The sequence below is a fragment of the Parasphingorhabdus sp. genome (genome assembly GCF_036963805.1).
Lineage (GTDB): Bacteria > Pseudomonadota > Alphaproteobacteria > Sphingomonadales > Sphingomonadaceae > Parasphingorhabdus.
On the sequence record NZ_JBALUN010000002.1, the window covers coordinates 469360 to 488592 of the forward strand.

The 19233-nt window shown below is 52.1% G+C and carries 18 protein-coding genes; 13 read left to right on the forward strand and 5 right to left on the reverse strand.

Annotated elements, in window-relative coordinates; translation table 11 throughout:
• Window positions 1–83: 83 nt before the first annotated feature.
• Complete coding sequence (locus tag V7676_RS08930) at window positions 84–2105, reverse strand: GMC family oxidoreductase (RefSeq protein WP_335659339.1); 2022 nt, start codon at window positions 2103–2105, stop codon at window positions 84–86.
• Window positions 2106–2232: 127 nt separating this feature from the next.
• Window positions 2233–3000, reverse strand: coding sequence for a CsgG/HfaB family protein (locus V7676_RS08935; RefSeq protein WP_335659340.1), 768 nt, complete (start codon window positions 2998–3000; stop codon window positions 2233–2235).
• Between the two features lie 252 nt (window positions 3001–3252).
• Between V7676_RS08935 and V7676_RS08940 the strand changes: the two genes are divergently transcribed.
• Window positions 3253–4560 carry an FAD-dependent oxidoreductase gene (locus tag V7676_RS08940; RefSeq protein WP_335659341.1) on the forward strand — a complete coding sequence of 436 codons (1308 nt, stop codon included), beginning with the start codon at window positions 3253–3255 and terminating at the stop codon, window positions 4558–4560.
• Here V7676_RS08940 and V7676_RS08945 read toward each other — a convergent pair.
• Window positions 4557–5447 (reverse strand): alpha/beta fold hydrolase, encoded by an 891-nt coding sequence (locus V7676_RS08945; protein WP_335659342.1) that lies wholly within the window; start codon window positions 5445–5447, stop codon window positions 4557–4559. The two genes, V7676_RS08940 and V7676_RS08945, sit on opposite strands and share 4 nt — an antisense overlap.
• A 133-nt stretch (window positions 5448–5580) precedes the next feature.
• Entirely contained in the window at window positions 5581–6696 is a 1116-nt protein-coding gene (gene dnaN / locus V7676_RS08950) for a DNA polymerase III subunit beta (protein ID WP_335659343.1), read from the reverse strand.
• 252 nt (window positions 6697–6948) lie between these two features.
• Here dnaN and V7676_RS08955 point away from each other — a divergent pair, with 252 nt between their 5' ends.
• From V7676_RS08955 to rlmN, 4 genes are all read left to right on the forward strand, one after another.
• Window positions 6949–7602, forward strand: a complete 654-nt coding sequence (locus tag V7676_RS08955; protein ID WP_335659344.1) for a histidine phosphatase family protein — start codon at window positions 6949–6951, stop codon at window positions 7600–7602.
• A 29-nt stretch (window positions 7603–7631) separates the two neighbouring features.
• Window positions 7632–8093, forward strand: coding sequence for a hypothetical protein (locus tag V7676_RS08960; protein ID WP_335659345.1), 462 nt, complete (start codon window positions 7632–7634; stop codon window positions 8091–8093).
• A gap of 86 nt (window positions 8094–8179) precedes the next feature.
• Window positions 8180–8833, forward strand: a complete 654-nt coding sequence (locus tag V7676_RS08965; RefSeq protein WP_335659346.1) for a hypothetical protein — start codon at window positions 8180–8182, stop codon at window positions 8831–8833.
• Between the two features lie 96 nt (window positions 8834–8929).
• Window positions 8930–10186, forward strand: coding sequence for a 23S rRNA (adenine(2503)-C(2))-methyltransferase RlmN (gene rlmN / locus V7676_RS08970; RefSeq protein WP_335659347.1), 1257 nt, complete (start codon window positions 8930–8932; stop codon window positions 10184–10186).
• A 68-nt stretch (window positions 10187–10254) separates the two neighbouring features.
• On the opposite strand, the gene V7676_RS08975 is transcribed toward rlmN, so the two are convergent.
• A complete protein-coding gene (locus tag V7676_RS08975) occupies window positions 10255–10785 on the reverse strand; it encodes an outer membrane protein (protein ID WP_335659348.1) in 531 nt (176 codons plus the stop codon).
• A gap of 232 nt (window positions 10786–11017) precedes the next feature.
• Here V7676_RS08975 and V7676_RS08980 point away from each other — a divergent pair, with 232 nt between their 5' ends.
• The 8 genes from V7676_RS08980 to V7676_RS09015 all read left to right on the forward strand — a co-directional run bounded on the left by V7676_RS08980 (window position 11018) and on the right by V7676_RS09015 (window position 19208).
• Window positions 11018–11833 carry a cytochrome b/b6 domain-containing protein gene (locus V7676_RS08980; protein ID WP_335659349.1) on the forward strand — a complete coding sequence of 272 codons (816 nt, stop codon included), beginning with the start codon at window positions 11018–11020 and terminating at the stop codon, window positions 11831–11833.
• Window positions 11826–12587, forward strand: coding sequence for a molybdopterin-dependent oxidoreductase (locus V7676_RS08985; protein WP_335659350.1), 762 nt, complete (start codon window positions 11826–11828; stop codon window positions 12585–12587). The genes V7676_RS08980 and V7676_RS08985 overlap by 8 nt, the downstream gene beginning before the upstream one ends.
• A gap of 41 nt (window positions 12588–12628) precedes the next feature.
• Window positions 12629–13867, forward strand: a complete 1239-nt coding sequence (locus V7676_RS08990; RefSeq protein ID WP_335659351.1) for a class I SAM-dependent methyltransferase — start codon at window positions 12629–12631, stop codon at window positions 13865–13867.
• 98 nt (window positions 13868–13965) lie between these two features.
• Complete coding sequence (locus tag V7676_RS08995; RefSeq protein WP_335659352.1) at window positions 13966–15189, forward strand: argininosuccinate synthase; 1224 nt, start codon at window positions 13966–13968, stop codon at window positions 15187–15189.
• A gap of 11 nt (window positions 15190–15200) precedes the next feature.
• On the forward strand, window positions 15201–16175 hold the full coding sequence (locus V7676_RS09000; protein WP_335659353.1) for a calcium/sodium antiporter: 975 nt from the start codon (window positions 15201–15203) through the stop codon (window positions 16173–16175).
• A 156-nt stretch (window positions 16176–16331) separates the two neighbouring features.
• Window positions 16332–16883, forward strand: coding sequence for a ribosome maturation protein RimP (rimP, locus tag V7676_RS09005; protein ID WP_335659553.1), 552 nt, complete (start codon window positions 16332–16334; stop codon window positions 16881–16883).
• A 2-nt stretch (window positions 16884–16885) separates the two neighbouring features.
• Entirely contained in the window at window positions 16886–18538 is a 1653-nt protein-coding gene (gene nusA, locus V7676_RS09010; protein WP_335659354.1) for a transcription termination factor NusA, read from the forward strand.
• The gene (locus V7676_RS09015; protein WP_335659355.1) at window positions 18519–19208 is read left to right on the forward strand and encodes a DUF448 domain-containing protein; all 690 of its coding nucleotides are present in this window, start codon (window positions 18519–18521) and stop codon (window positions 19206–19208) included. The genes nusA and V7676_RS09015 overlap by 20 nt, the downstream gene beginning before the upstream one ends.
• Window positions 19209–19233: the final 25 nt, after the last annotated feature.

Sequence of the window (19233 nt, forward strand, 5' to 3'; positions counted from 1 at the left end):
TCCGATTAGACGATATGGCGGTGAAGTAAACAGGAGATGGCTATCAGACTGCAGAGACAGTCCTTTAAACTGCACGACTAGCATCAGCCAAAACGTTTCTTTCCTGCCATTGCCCGGTGCGACATGGCCATGGTGGTCAGCTGGGCGTTGACGCGGATACAACTGGGCATGACGCTGGCATCTGTGACATAAACATTGGTGGTGCCGTGGACGCGCTGGTCGAGGTCGACCACGCCCTTGGCGGGATCAACATTAATCGCGTTGCCGCCATGGGGGTGAGAGCTGGACAGGACGACATCATCCGGTTCGACTATGGCTTCCTCGTAAAACGCGTCGATTTCGGCATCGTTCATACCCTTGCGGAGAGTCTGGCCTTTTAAGAGGGCCGGATAAACTTCGATTGCACCGTTGAGGAAATGGACTTTGGTCATCGTCGCTAGTGCACGCCGGAGAAGCGCTAGCTCCGGTCCCCCGACTTTAAGTTTCAGCTTGCCTTTTTCCATTTTCCCCAGCCGGTCCACGGGGAATAATACGCCCGCAGAAACCAGATGATTATAATTGAGCATCCGGCGGAAATGTTCATCAAACCAGCCGGGGACCAATGTCGCCATGCTCATGGGCGGCTGGAAATGACTTTCAATTAGAAAGTCTCCGCGATCAACATAGGTCGCCATCTGGTCTTCGTTCCAGACATTTTGCGGCGGGTCATCAGGCATGAGCGCAACAACCGGACAAGCTATGTTGAGGGATATGCCGTCACCGCTATTGCTGATCCCGCTATTGATGAGCAAATTGCTGGAAGCCAAGGCACCTGCGGCTACGACAACGCCTTTACGTGCTTTGATCGTCCGGTTGCGGCCATCGCGTAATGTCACCCTTACTGCTTCGGCAATGCGTTTTCCGTCGGGCCCGTCTTTCCAGACTATTTCGGTCGCTTCAGCGCCTTCCAATATTCGGGCGGGTTGCGCGCGGTCTTTGCTCGTCGCATGGGTCAGGAAACTCTCCGGCATCGCTTTCTTGCGGCCATAGGGGCAGCCAGTGTTGCAATAGCCGCAATAGACACATTCGCTATCGGGGGTTTTAGGGCCGTAATTTTTCTGGAACCATGCAGCAATGGCCTGTTTGTCCATAGGGTCGTTGGACTGGGCGGCATATTTGTTCCAGCCATCAAGCAAATGCGGTCCGTTATGGCGGCCCGATATGGCTGAAATCTCGGAAACTTCCAATGCGGATTCCACAGCTTCGTAGCTGGCTGTAAGTTCCGCTTCGGAGACAGGCGCGCCGAGATTTTTCCAGGTTTCGTAAACATCCTCAGCCTGCGGGTGGACAAGACCGGCATGTTTCATCCGCAAACAGATGCCGTTATTGATGACGGTTGATCCTCCAACGACCCGTCCCTGAAAGATGATAACGTCGCGGTCCTTGGTCGTTTGCAGCGCGCCATCTTTAAACAGCCGCGCGGTCATCCGCGCTTCTTCATGGGTGATGCGGGACGAGGGATAATTATGACCGGCTTCGAGGATCAGCACTTCATGGCCTTCATCGGTAACGGATGAGGCGGCAACAGCGCCTCCAGCACCGGAGCCGATGACGATGACATCAACCTCTTCCGGAACAGCGTCATGACCGACAAAGACGTCGGCTTTCAGGTCACGCTTTGTTTCCCGCTTTACTTGCACTTCACCGGGGGCAGAACGGTCGCGCTGACCGGGTAATTGATATTTTAGGCGCTGGTAAATCGGATTATCGAAATTCGCTTCTTCATCGCCATATTCCCAATGACCATAATAGCCTGCCAATATGACGCCTTTGGTTCGGGCAATATCTTGAAACAGGTCCACCCTGCTATTTTGTAACCGGCGGCGGATTAGCGTTTGCCGTAATTTAGGAGACGCCAGAAAGAAAAATGGGCCACCAAGGATCAGGAACAGGCCATAAAGGGCCATTCCGATTTCTTTCGGCTTATCGCCGTCAATATTGGAAAAATGTTCCTGAAGATTCTCGACCACTTGCGATGGGGAGATTGCCATTGGCATATTATGGAATAAAGTCTGCGTGAGTGCTTTGAGCATGTGCGCTTGCAAGGGGTTAAACGGCTTTTGCATATCTATCTTCCTAAGCGCGACCCCGGAAAAATAATGTTGCCAATTGTGCGGGCTATTGCCCTTTCAAAAATCCCCGGCATGGCTTTGAGCCAGACCGGGGACTATCATATCGTAAACTAAATTCGTTTTACTCCGCTAATGGTGCAGCGGCGCTGGGGTCTTCGGGAAGTCCGCCAAGCTGCGTTACCATTTTTGTGTAGGCGTCAAGATAGGCGAGGGCCATGACCCGGCCGATTTGCGTATCGGTATAACCGCCGCCAGCCGCGCCAGCGAGGACGCCGCCAAAGAAACCACCGCCGCCGCCGCCAAAACTAACGTCAGATGTACGGGAATAGCCTTCGGTAATGCGCTCCATTTCGGTGGTGCGCACATTAACCAAAGACAGCGTCACATTGGCTTCTTTTTTATTCACTTTAAGGCCGCCCATCAAACCGCCGAACGTCCGGCCACCCAAAGCGCCAGCTATTCCGCCCAGTGCGCCGCCGCCGCCGGAATTATTATTAGCCGAAACAATATCCGGTACGATGACATAGTCAGCGGCTTTGACCTGCCGTTTGCCGATATTGGAACCGCGCTGCAATTCGCCCGAATCGGCAAGAGCGCGTTCAACCGCCCTGCTAGCAAGGCCTTGGCCGCGGTCAACCAGTCCGAAACAACCCGACCGTGCAACAAAGGTTTTGATCAATGCTTCGGGGGAACCTAGTTCATAACTCGTCCACCACCGATTTTCCGGTTCAACAATGGCGATCGTGCCAAGCTTTTTATAGCAAACCGGGATTGCTGCTGCTCCCTTTTCTTGAGCCTGCTGGCCTTTGGATTTGCCCGCTGCCATTGCGGAGCCGCCAGAAAGTGCAATTGATGAGACAGCAATAGCTGTGATAATTTTCTTTAACATTTTATTCCCTCCGATTTAAAAACATCCTGTCAGCGCGGACAAACGATACTGATCTTGCGCGTCATTGGTCTTGAAACTCATACTAGTGCCAATAGGCTTGGCTAGCTGTGATCTATAGCACGTTTTGGACATGTTATTTTTTGACCAGAATGCCAAGAAAAAATCCAGAATAAGCTGTAACTCTTTCCTTTTATAATAATGGCGTTAGCATGGTAAAAAAGAGAAATAACCTTTGGTTTGGGAGGAATTTGCATGCGGCACATCGCGATCATCGGATCAGGGCCGGCGGGCTATTATTCGGCAGAGGCGGCTCAGAAAAAATATGGGGATGATGTCACTGTCGATATTATTGACCGTTTGCCCGTCCCTTTTGGGTTAATCAGAACCGGTGTTGCGCCTGACCATCAATCGATCAAGGCAGTATCCCGCCGCTATGAGAAAACCGCGCTGGGCGATAATGTGCATTTTATTGGCAACGTGACCGTGGGCAAGGATGTCAGCATCGAAGAGCTTCAGGGCTTTTATGATGCGGTGATATTGGCGACCGGTGCCCCCAATGATCGGCCTCTCGACATTGAAGGCAGTGATTTGCCCGGCGTGATCGGCAGCGCGGCCTTTGTCGGTTGGTATAATGGACATCCCGATTACAAAGATCTCAACCCGCCGCTGGACGGCAAATCCGTTGCGGTGATCGGAAATGGCAATGTTGCACTGGATGTCGCCCGTATATTAGCGAAGACTGAAACCGAATTTTCCGGTAGCGATATTGTCGGCCATGCGCTGGAGCAATTGAAACAGAGCAAAGTTGAAAAAATCACGCTGCTCGGTCGCCGCGGTCCGCATCAGATTGCGATGACGCCCAAGGAGTTGGGAGAGCTTGGCCATCTGGAACGCGCGCGACCTGTCATCGACACTCTGGATTTTCCCGATGACGGCGCAGATGCGTTGCTGGAACCCGGCATGCGCAAATCCGTAACCCATTTGCGAAGCTTTTTTACCCGTGCCGGGGAGCTACGCGACAAGCCTGTTAGGATAGATTTCGATTTTTTCGCTATGCCCGTGGCGATAGAAGGCGATGGCAAGGTCGAAAAGCTAATCATCGAGAAAACCAAATTGGATGCAGACCTGCGCTCCCAAGGAACCGGCGAGCGTTACGAGCTGGACTGCTCCATGATAATCAGTTGCATCGGCTATCGTACACCCCCGATCGAGGGCGTTCCTTATGAACATGGGCGGGGCCGCTTTGCCAATGTTGATGGCCGGATATTGCCGGGCCTCTATTGCGTCGGTTGGGCGCGACGCGGACCAAGTGGGACGATCGGTACTAACAAACCGGATGGCTTTGCGATTATTGAAGCGGTGGCCGATGATATCGGGGCAGGGAACAATAAAGAAGGTCGCAAAGGGCTCGACCGCTTGTTCGGACGCCGCGGTGTCGAGCCTGTCACCTTCCGAGACTGGAAGAAGATAGAAGAGGCAGAGGTGGCCAACGCCCGCGATGGTGCGCCGCGTGAGAAGTTTATCGATGTCGCCGATATGATTGCGGCGCGGAAAAGCTAGGCGAGCCATTTCCGCAAAATTGCATTCACCTTTTCCGGCGCTTCTTGTTGCACCCAATGCGATACGCTGGGCAGGCGGTGTAATTCCAGATTGGGAACCCATTGTTCCGTGCCTTCGGTGCACTTGATATTGAGCGCGCTGTCTTCCTCTCCCCAGATTAGCAGGGTGGGCAGGTCAATATTTTTGTCCGCCAGATCAACGCTATCCCCATGTCGTAGCAACGCACGATAATAGTTGATCATGGAGGTCAGGGAACCTGGACGCATTGCGGCTTTTGCGAAAACGTCCAAGGATTCGTCCGTAAAACTGCTCTGGTCGCAGGCCATGTTTGTAAAAGCCCGTTTGACTGCTTTACCTTGACCGCGCGAAATCAGAAATTCGGGTAGCCATGGAATTTGGAAGAAAAATATATACCAGCTGCGCTGTAACTGCCGCCAATGGCGCATTTCGCGGCGCGCGATCATGGGATGCGGGACATTCATAATCACCAGCCGTTTGAGCGGCCGGATTTTCTGGATCGCAAAAGCCCATGCGACAATTGCGCCCCAATCATGAGCGATCAGGGTAACTTCTTCCGCACCGCTTGCGTCAATCAAAGCCGCGACATCGGCGCATAGATTATCAAGCGCATAATCACGCACATCGGCCGGTTTGCTCGATCCGCCATAGCCGCGCATATTAGGCGCCCAGACACGATAGCCCATTTCGACCAATAGTGGGATTTGAAAGCGCCAACTATAGTGCAATTCCGGAAAGCCATGCAGGCATAGCGCTAGTTTTTTGCCTTCCCCTGCTTCGGCAACTTCAAATGTTTGGCCATTGGCTTCGATCCATTTAATCGCGATTCCGCTAGTTGGGTCTGGTTCCCAAGAGGCTTTTTTGATCATGGCAGAACATTAGCAGATGATAGCTTTAATCATCCAGTTCAAATTTTTTTGAAAAGAAAAATAAGCAGAAAAGGCTCGATGTATGATATCGTAATTCATTCCGGCCATAATGTTATTTTGACCGGAATAAAGATTACACCCGCATCGGCATCAGCACATAAAGCGCTGCGCTTTTGTCATTCTCGCGGATCAATGTTGGTGCGCTGGCATCGGCGAGATGGAGCTCCACTGTGTCACCATCAATCTCGCCTAATATGTCGAGTAGATAGCGCGAGTTAAAGCCAATTTCGAAAGCATCTTCTTTATAGGAGCCGGGGACTTCTTCTGCCGCCGTGCCATTTTCAGGCGAGGTGACGGAGAGGGTGATCTTGTCATCGCCCAGCGCCATTTTGACGGCGCGGGTTTTTTCCGTGGCGATGGTCGAAACACGGTCAACGCCTTGCGCAAAGCTTTTGGGATCGATTCTCAGGATCTTGTCATTTCCGGTCGGAATGACGCGGGTATAATCCGGGAAGGTTCCGTCGATCAGCTTGCTGGTCAGGATGGCGGTGCCAAGCGTGAAGCGGATTTTGCTGGCGGACAGGTCAATCTGTACCGACGCATCGCTATTTTCGTCCAGTAATTTGCGCAGTTCATTAACGCATTTGCGCGGGACAATAACGTCTGGCATGCCTTCTGCTCCGGCGGGGCGGGGCAGGGTGACGCGGGCCAAACGGTGGCCGTCGGTCGCGGCTGCTTTCAAGACGGGCGTTTCTTCATCCTGAACGTGCAGGAAAATGCCGTTGAGATAATAGCGCGTTTCTTCGGTAGAAATGGCGAATTTGGTCTTGTCGATAATCTGAACCAGCGACGAGGCTGGCAGTTCGAAACTGGTGGGCAGTTCGCCTTCGGCAATGATTGGAAAATCATCACGGGGCAGAGTTTGCAGGTTGAACCGCGCGCGGCCAGCATTGACCTTCATTTTGCCATCGGCTGCATCCAGTTGCACTTGGGAGCCATCGGGTAATTTGCGGGCAATATCGAACAATGTGTGCGCTGAAACGGTAATCGAACCGGCTGTTTCCACCTGCGCTTCCACGGTTTCCACGACTTGCAGGTCAAGGTCGGTTGCCATGAGTTTGATTCCGCCGCCTGCGCTGGCTTCGATCAATACATTGGACAATATGGGGATAGTGTTACGCCGCTCTACCACCGATTGGACATGGCCCAAACTTTTCAGCAGTGCTGCGCGTTCAATCGTCGCTTTCATAAACCGTCCTTCATTTCCTGTCCTTGGGCAGTATTGTCCGCCCCAATGGCTTTGTGAGGGGCGCAGCGAAAGACTCCACCAAATTCACAATTCGTCATCGCTTCATTAACAATATCAAGCAATAGGGCAAGCCCGATGCAAGGGCCAAGAAGCATATTCCGGTGAAAATCTGTGGAAAAAACCTGTAATGACGCTAAACCCGCGAAAAATATTAACCATTTATGCGGCCCAAGGGAAAATTAGATCAGAGATATGAGCAGCTTAAGCAGTCCAATTAGTACCAAAGGAAAGCGCCTATTCATTGCGCGGCACGGCGAAACGATTTTTAATCTGGCGGGGCGGATACAGGGCAATGCTGCGCATACCCCGCTGACGCAGCGGGGCTTTGCGCAGGCGGATGAAATGGGGCGGGCGCTGGCTAGCTATCTTGACGGCTTTTCGGAAATTGAGCTGGTCGCATCGGATACGGGCCGGGCGCTGCAAACTTTATCGGTGGTTTGTGAACATATCAATCTGGACTGGCATCAGGTCGCCGCCGACCCGCGGCTGCGCGAAATCGACATGGGAAAGTGGGAAGGCATTTACTATAATGACCTCAACGGCCAGCTGCAGATGGATCGCGAACAGGGATTATTCCTGACACAAGCGCCGGGCGGGGAAACTTACGAGCATATCGTTAGCAGGCTCAGCACTTGGATCACCGATCAGACATTTGATCGTGACATGCTGCTCATCAGCCATGGCATGACCAGTCGGGTTTTGCGCGGCATGTTGACGGGACGGTTGCCGTTGGACACGATCAATGCCCCGATGGCTGACAGCTTGCCGCAAGGGTCGATGGTGCAAATTATCGACGGTGTGGAAACAATAATCCATCTGGGTGCCGGAGAAGGCGAAAAAGCGTGAGAGCTTTTGCCGTCTTATTGGTTTTATGCATGACGGCAATTTCCGCACCTATTGCGGCAAAGGACTCGCTGGGCATTTTTAATAGCTGGGGCGCCTTTCGCGACGCGCAAGTGCCGCGATGCTATGCCATTGCGGAGTCAGAAGAAATTTACGGCAAGGCTGAACGGAAATCTTATGCCTCAGTCGGGTTCTGGCCGAAACGGAATATTCGCGCGCAATTTCATGCGCGGCTGAGTCGGGATCGGTCGAGCAACAGTCGGGTCATGGTGGGAATCGGCGGCCGCCGGTTTCAGCTTACCGCCAACCGGTCCGATGGTTGGTCACAGGATAAGCGCATGGATGCGGCGATCATCGCGGCGTTGCGATCCGCTAGCAGCATGACGATTGAAAGCACCGGGCGAGACGGGAAACCGATTGTCGATGCCTATTTATTACGCGGAGCCGCGACCGCAATTGATGCCGCGTCGCTGGGCTGTTCGCGGTTATCGTAATTCTGTTCACCTTGTATGATTTACCCGTACACCCTATTGCCTCGCTTTGCGATCCGGCAGAAATTTAGCGAAAATCAGGGAATTATATGGCTCAACGCATCGCCAAGACACATAAAATTATAGTACATGTCGTTGCAGTGGTGGGCTTGCTTTTGCCGGTACCCGCTGCTGCCCAATTCGGATTTTTTAAGAGTAAACCGACCGCAGACGAAACCGAAAATCCCGTACCCCTCGAAGCTTTGGAAAATGGTGAGGAATCGCCAGAATCAGAAAGCACCGATGAGGAAGGAGCGACTTCGTTCTCTAACCTATGCGGCAATGGCCAGGGAAAGCCCGAAGGACCCAAAGTTGAAAAGCGAAAGGGCATATTTGGCATGGCTGACCGGATGAGTGCTTTTACACGGAAAATTCCGCTGGTGGGCGACTTCATGGTTGATAGTGCCAATAGTCTATCTCAGACAATTGCTTGTAAACTCTATCCCGAGGAACAAAAACAGGCGGCCGAGGCGACTGAGGAAGCAACAAGAGGCGCTGAGATCGGGAAGAAAGTGGAGTGGACCAGCTCGGTAAGAGAAAATGTGTCCGGCAGCTCGACCGTCTCGGATAAAAATCAACTGGCCAACGGCACGCCCTGTTTGGTGATTTCCGATATTATAATCATCGAAGGCGAAGAAACACAGGTTTCCAAGAAGATGTGCCGGCTCCCCGGTTCCCCGCGCTATACGATCATGGCAGCTTGAAACGGATACGAGTGTTATAGCGGATGTCACATTGAAGAGATCTCCTCTTTAGACATATGATCGCTATGGCTAGCGTTTCTGTATCAGCAGACCTATATGCACGCTATGCAGATTCCCGGCCATATCGATCCCGTCCCGCTTCCCGCCAAAGTGACGCCCCGTGAAGACGGGCGCGTTGACCTTATTGGTCTGAGCGTCTCCGAAATTCGCGACGTGTTGATCACAGCCGGGCTTGAGGAGAAGCAAGGAAAATTGCGCTCCAAGCAGCTATTCCATTGGATGTATCATCGCGGCATTAACGATTTCGCGCTGATGACGGATATGAGCAAGACCTTGCGCCCTTGGCTGGCCCAGCGGTTTGTGATCGGTCGGCCGGAAATTGTCGAAGCGCATTTGTCGGAAGATGGGACTCGTAAATGGTTGCTCCGCTCTGCTGATAGTCAGGATTATGAGATGGTCTTCATCCCGGATGAAGATCGCGGTACATTATGTATCTCGTCGCAAGTGGGTTGCACGTTAAACTGCCGTTTTTGCCACACCGGAACAATGCGGCTGGTGCGTAACCTGTCACCCGGAGAGATTGTCGGCCAAGTCATGCTGGCACGCGACGCGCTGGGTGAATGGCCCAAAGGTGTGATGGATTTTGCCGATGACGAAGAGGCTGAAAACACAAAAGAATATAATCAGGCTTATAAATCCGATGGGCGCTTGCTGACCAATATCGTTTTAATGGGCATGGGTGAACCTCTATATAATTTTGACAATGTCCGTGATGCCATGAAGATTGTGATGGACGGGGACGGTCTAGCGCTGTCACGCCGCCGGATCACTTTGTCGACCAGCGGTGTAGTGCCGATGATCGCGCGGGCTGGCGAAGAGATAAATGTCAATCTTGCGATATCGCTTCACGCGGTGAACAAGGAAACGCGTGACGAGATTGTCCCGCTCAACCGCAAATATTCGATTGAAGAACTGCTTCAAGCTTGCGCCGACTATCCCGGTTCGAGCAATTCGCGGCGAATTACGTTCGAATATGTTATGTTGAAAGACAAGAATGACAGCGACCAAGATGCGCGTGAACTGGTCAATCTGCTACGAAAATATGATTTGCCAGCCAAGGTCAATTTGATCCCGTTCAATCCGTGGCCGGGCTCCGATTATGAATGTTCGACGCCGGAACGGATCAAGGCTTTTTCAAAAATTGTTTTCGATGCCGGGATTAGTGCGCCGGTCCGCACGCCGCGTGGCCGTGACATCATGGCCGCTTGTGGGCAGTTAAAATCTGCCAGCGAAAAGAAAAGCCGCGCTGAACTGGACCGTTTGGCAGAAGAAAAACAAGCGGCACTGGGTTAAAATCCGGGATAAAAAAGAGGCGGACATTGCTGCCCGCCTCTCTATCTAAATATATGCGTTTGAGGGGTTTAGAATTTAAAGCCCATACCAACCAGAGCTTGCTGCCGCTCGATACCAGCTTCATAGTTAGAAAAGCGATATTCAGCGCGAGTGAATATTTTGTCGCTCAATTTATATTCAACGCCGCCGCCAACGCGGTAACCGTCACCATTTTGGCCGCCAAATCCAGGAACAGAAACGCGTGCGTTGGTGTAGCCTGCTTTGATATAGACAAGTGCTTTTTCACTTGCGGCGATTCCGAGGCGAGCACCAGCATAAAAATCACGGCCTGCTTCAATGCGGCCAGGTGCGTTTTTAATACGGGTGGTTGATTCTGTGGCTTCCAGTTCGACGCCATAAACGAGGTTCGAGGTCTGGCGATCATAGCCCAGTGCAACGCCATAAGCGAAGCCATCGACGCTAGCGCCATTCTGGTCAAAATCGTCATAGCCTGCAATTGCGGTTGCTTTGACACCAGTAAAGTCACCTGCTTCTTGAGCAAGTACAGGCGAAGAAAAAAGGGCCACAATAGGCATTGCAGCAAGTATTAAATTTTTCATATTGGGAGATGGTCCTTAAGTTTTAAATTAAAATTGATCGAATAGTTTAGAATCAGTTAAGAATTTCTTTCTCGATCTCCCCCGATATAACCCTGCCAATATGAATATCAACTGCATCAATCACAAAAATGTAATATTTTTATCTTCGTGTAAAATGTGACAAAAATGCATCATTTCAATATGTTGTAACCATATGCTTTTCTTTGCCGAACCAATGGGTAAGATGCTCCAGATGAATGAGAGAAACCGTATCAAACCATTAATAAAGCACCGGTTGACTACGCGGCTGTGGCATTGGATCAATGCCACATGCGTTCTGGTGATGGTCATGAGCGGACTAACCGTCTTTAACGCCCACCCCCGGCTTTATTGGGGGGAATATGGCGCCAATGATGACCATGCTTGGGCTGCGGTCGGATCTTCGCAAACCGTGGGCTATGTGCGGATCGGTGAAACCAAGATCGACACCACAGGTTTCATCGGAAATTGGCGCGACAGCGACGGTAATGTCCAGACTTGGGCGTTTCCCGGCTGGGCAACCATTCCTTCTTATTATAGCTTGGCGGAAGGGCGGCTTTGGCATTTCTTTTTTGCGTGGTTGTTCAGCTTCAGCATAGCGATATTCATGATCCGATCGCTGTTTAACCGGCATGTGAAGCAGGATTTGCATATCACACGCGGGGAATGGCGGCCTTCTCATATCTGGCAGGACGTCAAAAACCATGCACGCTTGCGTTTCCATGCGCCGGGTGACGCCAACATCTATAATATTCTGCAGAAATTCAGCTATATCGGGGTGATCTTCATTTTGCTGCCGTTGATGATTTTTACTGGACTTGCCATGTCCCCTGCGATGGACGCAAACTGGCCAGTGCTCACGGATATTTTGGGAGGTCGGCAATCGGCGCGTTCGATTCATTTTATTGGCATGTCTCTATTGGTTCTGTTTTTTGTAGTTCATATGGCGGCCTTGCTGCTGGCGGGGCCGCTCAAGGAGACTTGGGCGATGATAACAGGCGGAAGAAGAGAAGGGCACAGGGATGCGTAAATTACTGACCCGCCGATCCCTCCTCACGACCGGAGCTATTGGTGCCGGTAGCTTGTTGACTGGATGTGATGCGTTAAGCGGTAGTCCGGCTTTCCGGAACATTTTGGGCAGTGCGGAGGATGCGAATTTTCTGGTCCAACGCGCACTTGGTGACCGGATGGAACTGGCAAGCGAATATAGTATCGCAGACCTTTCTCCGAAATTCCGCGCCAACGGGACACGCGATCCAGATACGGCGGATTACACAGCCAGTGCCGCACAAGGATTTGCCGACTGGCAATTGCGATTGACAGGTTTATTCGCCAAGCCGCAGATTTTCTCCCTGCCGGCGTTGCAATCGATGCCGCAGCGGACCCAGATTACCCGCCATGACTGCGTGGAAGGTTGGAGCGCAATTGGCCAATGGACGGGCGTTCCACTCAAAATATTGCTGGATCTGGCGCGATTGCAGGACAAAGCCAAATTTCTGGTGTTCCACTGCGCGGACCGCCTCGGCGGACGACCTTATTATGAAAGCATTGATTTGCTCGACGCTTTCCATCCGCAAACGATCATGGCGCACAGGTTGAATGGCGAGGCTATCCCGATTGAAAACGGAGCGCCGCTGCGGCTTCGGGTCGAACGGCAATTGGGCTATAAACATGCCAAATATGTCACCGGGATTGAGGCGGTTGCAACGCTGGACAATATCGGTTCAGGAAAAGGTGGATATTGGGAAGATGTCGCCAATTATGAATGGTATGCCGGTATTTAGGGGGTTTTTGATAGGGTCTTTTTTCAACTGAGGAGCAGTGGATGTCCATACTCGGTCGTTTCTTGGGAAGCGTGGTAAAAAGGGGAACAATTACGGTCATCCATCCGGATGGATCTGACGAAAGTTTCGGGCAACCGGAGGCTGGTTTCCCCGACGTCATCATTCGCCTCGCCGATAAAGCTGTAATGCGTCAGATATTGCTGGATCCACGCTTGGGAGCAGCGGAAACATTCATGGACGGGCGCCTGATCGTCGAAAAGGGCGATATTATGGAACTGGTCCAGCTGCTGCGCGCCAACCGGCGGTGGGAGCGAGGCGGACGTCTGAAAGAGCCGAATGCCGTAAAGACAGCAAAAAATTTCATTGCGGGTCATCTCGACCGGATTAATGGAAAACGTCGGTCCAAGGCGAATGTGGCGCATCATTATGATCTGAGCCGCGAACTTTATGAGCTGTTTCTGGACAAGGACATGCAATATAGCTGTGCCTATTGGACGGACCCAAAAAATACGCTCGAACAGGCGCAATTGGACAAGAAGGCGCATATTGCCGCGAAGCTCGACCTAAAGGCTAGTCAGCGGGTGTTGGACATTGGTTGCGGCTGGGGAGGGATGGCGCTTTATTTGCATCAGAAATTTGGCGTTGAGGTGCTGGGCATTACTTTGAGCGAGGAACAACTGAAAGTGGCGCAGGAGCGTGCTGAAAAAGAAGGTGTGGCGGATGAGGTCAAATTTGAGCTTATCGATTACCGCGATTTGGCAGAGCGCGAAGCCGGGCAATTTGACCGGATTGTGTCGGTGGGCATGTTCGAACATGTCGGCACACCGCATTTTAAAACCTTTTTTCGTTGCGCGGCAAACTTAATGACGGATGACGGGGTAATGCTGCTTCACACTATCGGGCGGATGGGCAAGCCGGGGACGACAGATGCATTCACCCGAAAATATATTTTCCCGGGCGGCTATATTCCTGCGCTCAGTGAGACTGTCGAGGCCAGCGAGCGTTTTCGCCTAATGGCGACGGATATAGAGACGCTTCGGCTGCATTATGCGCTGACCCTGCGCGAATGGTATAAGCGGACGGTGGCGAATAGGGACAAGATCGTCGAGCTATATGACGAACGGTTTTTCAGGCTGTGGACTTTTTATCTCGCAGGCGCGACCGCGGCCTTTGAAAGCGGCGGCATGTGTAATTACCAGATACAGTTTAGCCGTAACCGCCATACGCTGCCCTTGACCCGTGATTATATTGGCGAGACCGAGAAGCAGCTAGGGCTTTAAGTTCTGCCGGTGTTTTTGTCTTGAGCGCGCCATATCATATTGCGCGCTATTGTTGAGCCTGTTAGGCGCGGCCAGATTCTGTTTTAGAAAGTATGAGCATGAGCGATTCCGTCAAACGTGTGGTCTTGGCCTTTTCCGGCGGCCTTGATACCAGTGTTATTTTGAAATGGCTGCAGCAGGAATATGGCTGCGAAGTGGTGACTTTTACCGCTGATCTGGGGCAGGGCGAAGAACTCGGTCCGGCGCGCAAGACCGCTGAAATGCTGGGCGTGAAGCCGGAACATATTTTTATCGAAGATTTGCGCGAAGAATTTGTGAAAGATTATGTCTTCCCGATGATGCGCGCCAATGCGCTGTACGAGGGGCTATATTTGCTCGGCACGTCCATCGCTCGCCCGTTAATTTCAAAGCGTCAGATTGAGATTGCCAAGATGACCGGAGCCGATGCGGTATCCCATGGTGCGACCGGCAAGGGCAATGACCAGATTCGTTTTGAATTGGGCTATTATGGCCTGAACCCTGATGTAAAAGTCATTGCACCGTGGCGCGAATGGGATTTGACTAGCCGTACCAGACTGATTGAATTCGCTGAAAAACATCAAATTCCTGTGGCTAAAGACAAGCGCGGTGAAGCGCCTTTTTCTACTGACGCAAATATGCTCCATACTTCTTCCGAAGGCAAAATTTTGGAAGACCCATGGGAAGAAGTGCCGGATTATGTCTATTCGCGGACCAATAATCCTGAAGATGCGCCGGATAAGCCGGAATATATAACGATTGATTTTGAGCGTGGTGACGGCGTTGCCGTTAACGGAATGGGCATGAGCCCCGCGACGTTGCTTGAAAAGCTCAATGATTATGGCCGAGAGCACGGTATTGGCCGACTTGATCTGGTCGAAAATCGGTTCGTTGGCATGAAGTCGCGCGGCATGTATGAAACACCCGGAGGCACCATCTATCACGCGGCTCACCGCGGTATAGAACAGCTGACCCTAGACAGTGGTGCGATGCACATGAAGGACGAGCTGGCTCCGCGCTATTCCGAGTTGGTTTATAATGGCTTCTGGTTCGCGCCAGAACGCGAAATGTTGCAAGCCGCCATTGACAAGAGTCAGGAACGGGTAACCGGAACAGTTCGGTTGAAGCTTTATAAAGGCTCGGTGAATGTTGTCGGCCGCAAAGCGGATGTTGATTACAATCTTTACAGCGAAGATGTTGTGACCTTTGAAGATGATGCAGGCGCTTATGACCAGAAAGATGCGGAAGGCTTTATCAAGCTGAATGCCTTGCGGTTGCGGTTGTTGGGCAAGCGTAATCGCTGAACTGAACTGACATGCTGAGCGCAATTTTCATCCTGTTGATTGGCTTTATTGTCCTGATCGTCGGCGGTGAATTATTGGTGCGCGGTGCGGTTCGTATTGCCGAGCGCGCAGGCATGTCACAGCTTCTCATAGGCCTAACAATTGTCGGTTTCGGTACCTCTGCACCGGAATTGGTTGCTAGCGTTGAAGCGGCGCGAGCGGGATCACCGGGTATTGCTTGGGGTAATATTGTCGGCTCCAATTTAGCCAACAGCCTTTTGATATTGGGCGCAGCTTCGGTGATTTTACCCATGGCGGTGCCGCTCGGGCCATTGTGGCGTGATGGTGGGCTGGCGCTGGCTATGACGGTCGTTCTCTGGTTTGTCGCGCAAAATGGCGGAATAACAGTTGCCATTGGTGCTGGTTTCATAGCGATATTATTGGGCTATCTTATCTACGCTTATAAGGCCGAGAAAACAGAGCCGGTCGGCGCGAGCGCCGTGCATGAAAAAGCAGTGTCGCTGGAAATGACCGATACCCAGTTGCATTTGGAGCAGCCCTTGTGGCGTTCTGCGTTGGTGTTGTTGGGCGGCATAATATTGATTGTTTTGGGTGGCCGCTGGCTAGTGAGCGGGGCGGTTGATCTGGCCACGATGATTGGCATGAGCGAAGCGGTTATTGGATTGACTGTGATCGCTATCGGAACCTCTCTCCCTGAAATGGTAACGTCGATTATCGCCGCTTATAAAGGCGCGAGCGCGGTCGCCTTGGGCAATGTCCTTGGCTCGAATATATTTAATCTCTTGCTAATTGGGGGTGTGACCGCAGTGATTGCTCCCGGTACTATTCCTACCGAGATCGCCAATTTTGGTTTGCCGTTGCTTATCGCGGCGTCGATATTATTGCTAATTTTCGCGGCAACGGGCCGGAAAATATCCCGTTGGGAAGGGCTTGTTTTGCTCGCGGCTTATTTGGGACAATTGGTTTATAATCTGGTCGCTGTTTGACGCGCTGAACAGCCGCAGAAATTAAGGCGTTGCAAAATTGGGAATCAGTCCCTAAATAGCAGTCATCCCAACATTGTGAGATTTTGAAGGGGCTGGCGCCGAACGGGGCCGGCACGAAAGAGTTTTGCATATTTACTGGAACCCAAATTGACCAATATGACTGCCATTGTTGACCTGATTAAACCGGAAGCGGACGCTTTAGGTTTTGACTTGGTGCGTGTGCAGTTTATTTCTGGTGCGGATGATCCGACTCTACAGATTATGGCGGAACGTCCAGAAACCGGCCAGCTCGGTATTGATGATTGCGCGGCTTTATCGCGGCGCATTTCGGAAAAATTTGATGCGATGGAAGAAGACGGTCGTGATCCGATTGAAGGCGCGTATCGGCTTGAAGTTAGCTCCCCCGGCATTGATCGCCCGCTAACCCGTGCAAAAGATTACGCGAATTGGGCCGGGCATGATGCGCGGATCAATCTGGTGGAATCGGTTTCGGGCAAGAAACAATTGCGCGGCTTGATTGAAGGCATTGAAGGTGAGATAATAGCGATTGACGATCGCAAGGCAGGGCGTCAAACGACCTCCCTCGACAATGTGCATAGTGCAAAGCTGATTCTGACCGATGCCCTGATTGCTGCGACCATTCCGGTTACTGCCGATGGCGCGGATGAAATTGAAGAACATACTCTTAACGAAGAACAGGAAGACTAATCATGGCCAGTGCCATTTCTGCGAATAAGGCTGAATTGCTAGCAATTGCAAATGCGGTCGCATCGGAAAAGATGATCGATAAGTCCATCGTGGTCGAAGCGATGGAAGAAGCCATACAGAAAGCGGCCCGTGCACGCTATGGTGCCGAGAATGATATCCGTGCCAAGCTTGACCTGCAAACTGGTGACCTGCGTCTCTGGCGTGTGGTTGAGGTGGTTGAAGAAGTCGAAGATTATTTCAAACAGGTGGACCTGAAGCAGGCTGAAAAGCTCGAAAAAGGTTCTAAAGTCGGCGATTTTATTGTTGATCCGCTACCTGCCGTTGATCTCGGACGCATTGATGCGCAGTCCGCGAAACAGGTTATCTTCCAAAAAGTCCGTGATGCAGAGCGTGATCGGCAGTTTGAAGAGTTTAAGGACCGCACCGGCGAAATTATTACCGGTGTCGTAAAATCGGTTGAATTTGGCCATGTGGTCGTTGATTTGGGCCGTGCCGAAGGCGTCATCCGCCGTGACCAGCAAATTCCGCGTGAAGCCGCCCGTGTTGGCGACCGTGTCCGTTCGCTGATCATGAATGTTCGCCGTGAAAACCGTGGACCACAGATATTCCTGTCCCGCGCCCACCCTGACTTCATGAAGCTTTTGTTCGCGCAGGAAGTTCCTGAAATTTACGACGGCATTATCGAAATTAAAGCCGCTGCTCGTGACCCGGGTAGTCGCGCAAAAATCGGTGTTATCAGCCATGATAGCTCGATTGATCCGGTTGGTGCCTGTGTTGGTATGAAGGGTAGCCGCGTTCAGGCTGTCGTGCAGGAAATGCAGGGCGAGAAAATCGACATTATTCCATGGTCGGACGATATTGCCACCTTCGTGGTGAACGCGTTGCAGCCTGCCACCGTGAGCCGCGTCGTGATTGACGAAGATGAAGGCCGTATCGAAGTGGTTGTTCCTGACGATCAATTGAGCCTTGCCATTGGTCGCCGCGGGCAGAATGTTCGTTTGGCGTCACAGCTAACCGGCCTAGCCATCGACATCATGACCGAAGCGGATAGTAGCGAGAAGCGTCAGGCTGAATTTGCACTCCGTACCGCGATGTTCCAGGAAGATCTGGACGTGGATGAAACCTTGTCGCAATTGCTGGTTGCTGAAGGTTTCAGCGAAATGGAAGAAGTCGCCTATGTGGCACCGGAAGAGCTTTCGAATATCGAAGGTTTTGACGAAGAACTGGCCGCCGAATTGCAAAGCCGTGCTCTGGAAGCATTGGAGCGCCGCGAAGAAGCTGCCAAAGCAGAACGTACCGAGCTTGGCGTTGAAGATGCAATCGCCGAACTGCCTTATATGACGGAAGCGATGTTGGTGACCTTGGGTAAAGCCGGTCTCAAAACGCTTGATGATGTGGCGGATCTCGCAACCGACGAGTTGGTGTTGAAACGCAAGGCTGAACCACGCCGCCGCAATGATAATCGTAAGGCTGAGCCAGATGGTGTTCTGGCGACATATGGTTTGACCGAAGAGCAGGGCAATGAAATTATCATGGCCGCTCGTGCCCATTGGTTCGAAGATGAGGAAGAAGTAGCTCCGGCTGCAGAAGCCGCTGACGAATCAGAAGAAGCGCCAAAAAATGGGGAGGACGCTAATGCGGAAGCTCCCCAATGAGACGCCTTCTAATCCTTTAGATCGCACGCCGCACCGTAAATGTATATTGACTGGGGAAAGCCTTCCTCAGGAAGCATTGGTGCGTCTGGCTTTAAGTCCCGATGATCATATCGCGCCCGATGTCCGTGCCAAGGCGCCCGGTCGCGGCGCGTGGATCAGTGTTGATCGTGCCGCATTAGAGCAAGCACACGCCAAAGGCGCGTTGAAAGGCGCTTTGTCGCGCGCGTTCAAACTCGGAAAGCTCGATATTCCTGATGATTTGGCCGAGCAGGTTGAAAAAGCATTGGAACGCGCCACATTAGACAGAATGGGACTTGAATCACGTGGCGGCATGCTGCTGACCGGTTCGGAAAAAATCGAAACGGCGGCGCGGCAGGGCGATTTGAATATGCTCCTTCATGCCTCTGATGCAGGCCGTGATGGTTCGGCAAAGTTGGATCAGGCGTGGCGCGTTGGGAGTGACCGGGAAGGGCAAGATGTCCGGGGTCAGATATTGCCAGTGGACCGACAGGCCCTTTCTGTGGCATTGGGCCGTCAAAATGTCGTGCATATCGGAATAACCGACAGGCGCGCAGCGGGGCGAATATCGCAGATGCTGGAACGATGGTGTCACTTTATCGGTTATGATAAGGTTGATGGCGGCGGCGAGGCGGCGAAAAAAGTGGCGTGAACTGGTTCAAAGCTGACCGGTTAAA

Coding starts and splice junctions, on each gene's coding strand:
- V7676_RS08930 (WP_335659339.1), bottom strand. CDS start 2,105: ATGCAAAAGCCGTTTAACCCCTTGCAAGCGCACATGCTCAAAGCACTC.
- V7676_RS08935 (WP_335659340.1), bottom strand. CDS start 3,000: ATGTTAAAGAAAATTATCACAGCTATTGCTGTCTCATCAATTGCACTT.
- V7676_RS08940 (WP_335659341.1), top strand. CDS start 3,253: ATGCGGCACATCGCGATCATCGGATCAGGGCCGGCGGGCTATTATTCG.
- V7676_RS08945 (WP_335659342.1), bottom strand. CDS start 5,447: ATGATCAAAAAAGCCTCTTGGGAACCAGACCCAACTAGCGGAATCGCG.
- dnaN (WP_335659343.1), bottom strand. CDS start 6,696: ATGAAAGCGACGATTGAACGCGCAGCACTGCTGAAAAGTTTGGGCCAT.
- V7676_RS08955 (WP_335659344.1), top strand. CDS start 6,949: ATGAGCAGCTTAAGCAGTCCAATTAGTACCAAAGGAAAGCGCCTATTC.
- V7676_RS08960 (WP_335659345.1), top strand. CDS start 7,632: ATGACGGCAATTTCCGCACCTATTGCGGCAAAGGACTCGCTGGGCATT.
- V7676_RS08965 (WP_335659346.1), top strand. CDS start 8,180: ATGGCTCAACGCATCGCCAAGACACATAAAATTATAGTACATGTCGTT.
- rlmN (WP_335659347.1), top strand. CDS start 8,930: ATGCACGCTATGCAGATTCCCGGCCATATCGATCCCGTCCCGCTTCCC.
- V7676_RS08975 (WP_335659348.1), bottom strand. CDS start 10,785: ATGAAAAATTTAATACTTGCTGCAATGCCTATTGTGGCCCTTTTTTCT.
- V7676_RS08980 (WP_335659349.1), top strand. CDS start 11,018: ATGAATGAGAGAAACCGTATCAAACCATTAATAAAGCACCGGTTGACT.
- V7676_RS08985 (WP_335659350.1), top strand. CDS start 11,826: ATGCGTAAATTACTGACCCGCCGATCCCTCCTCACGACCGGAGCTATT.
- V7676_RS08990 (WP_335659351.1), top strand. CDS start 12,629: ATGTCCATACTCGGTCGTTTCTTGGGAAGCGTGGTAAAAAGGGGAACA.
- V7676_RS08995 (WP_335659352.1), top strand. CDS start 13,966: ATGAGCGATTCCGTCAAACGTGTGGTCTTGGCCTTTTCCGGCGGCCTT.
- V7676_RS09000 (WP_335659353.1), top strand. CDS start 15,201: ATGCTGAGCGCAATTTTCATCCTGTTGATTGGCTTTATTGTCCTGATC.
- rimP (WP_335659553.1), top strand. CDS start 16,332: ATGACTGCCATTGTTGACCTGATTAAACCGGAAGCGGACGCTTTAGGT.
- nusA (WP_335659354.1), top strand. CDS start 16,886: ATGGCCAGTGCCATTTCTGCGAATAAGGCTGAATTGCTAGCAATTGCA.
- V7676_RS09015 (WP_335659355.1), top strand. CDS start 18,519: ATGCGGAAGCTCCCCAATGAGACGCCTTCTAATCCTTTAGATCGCACG.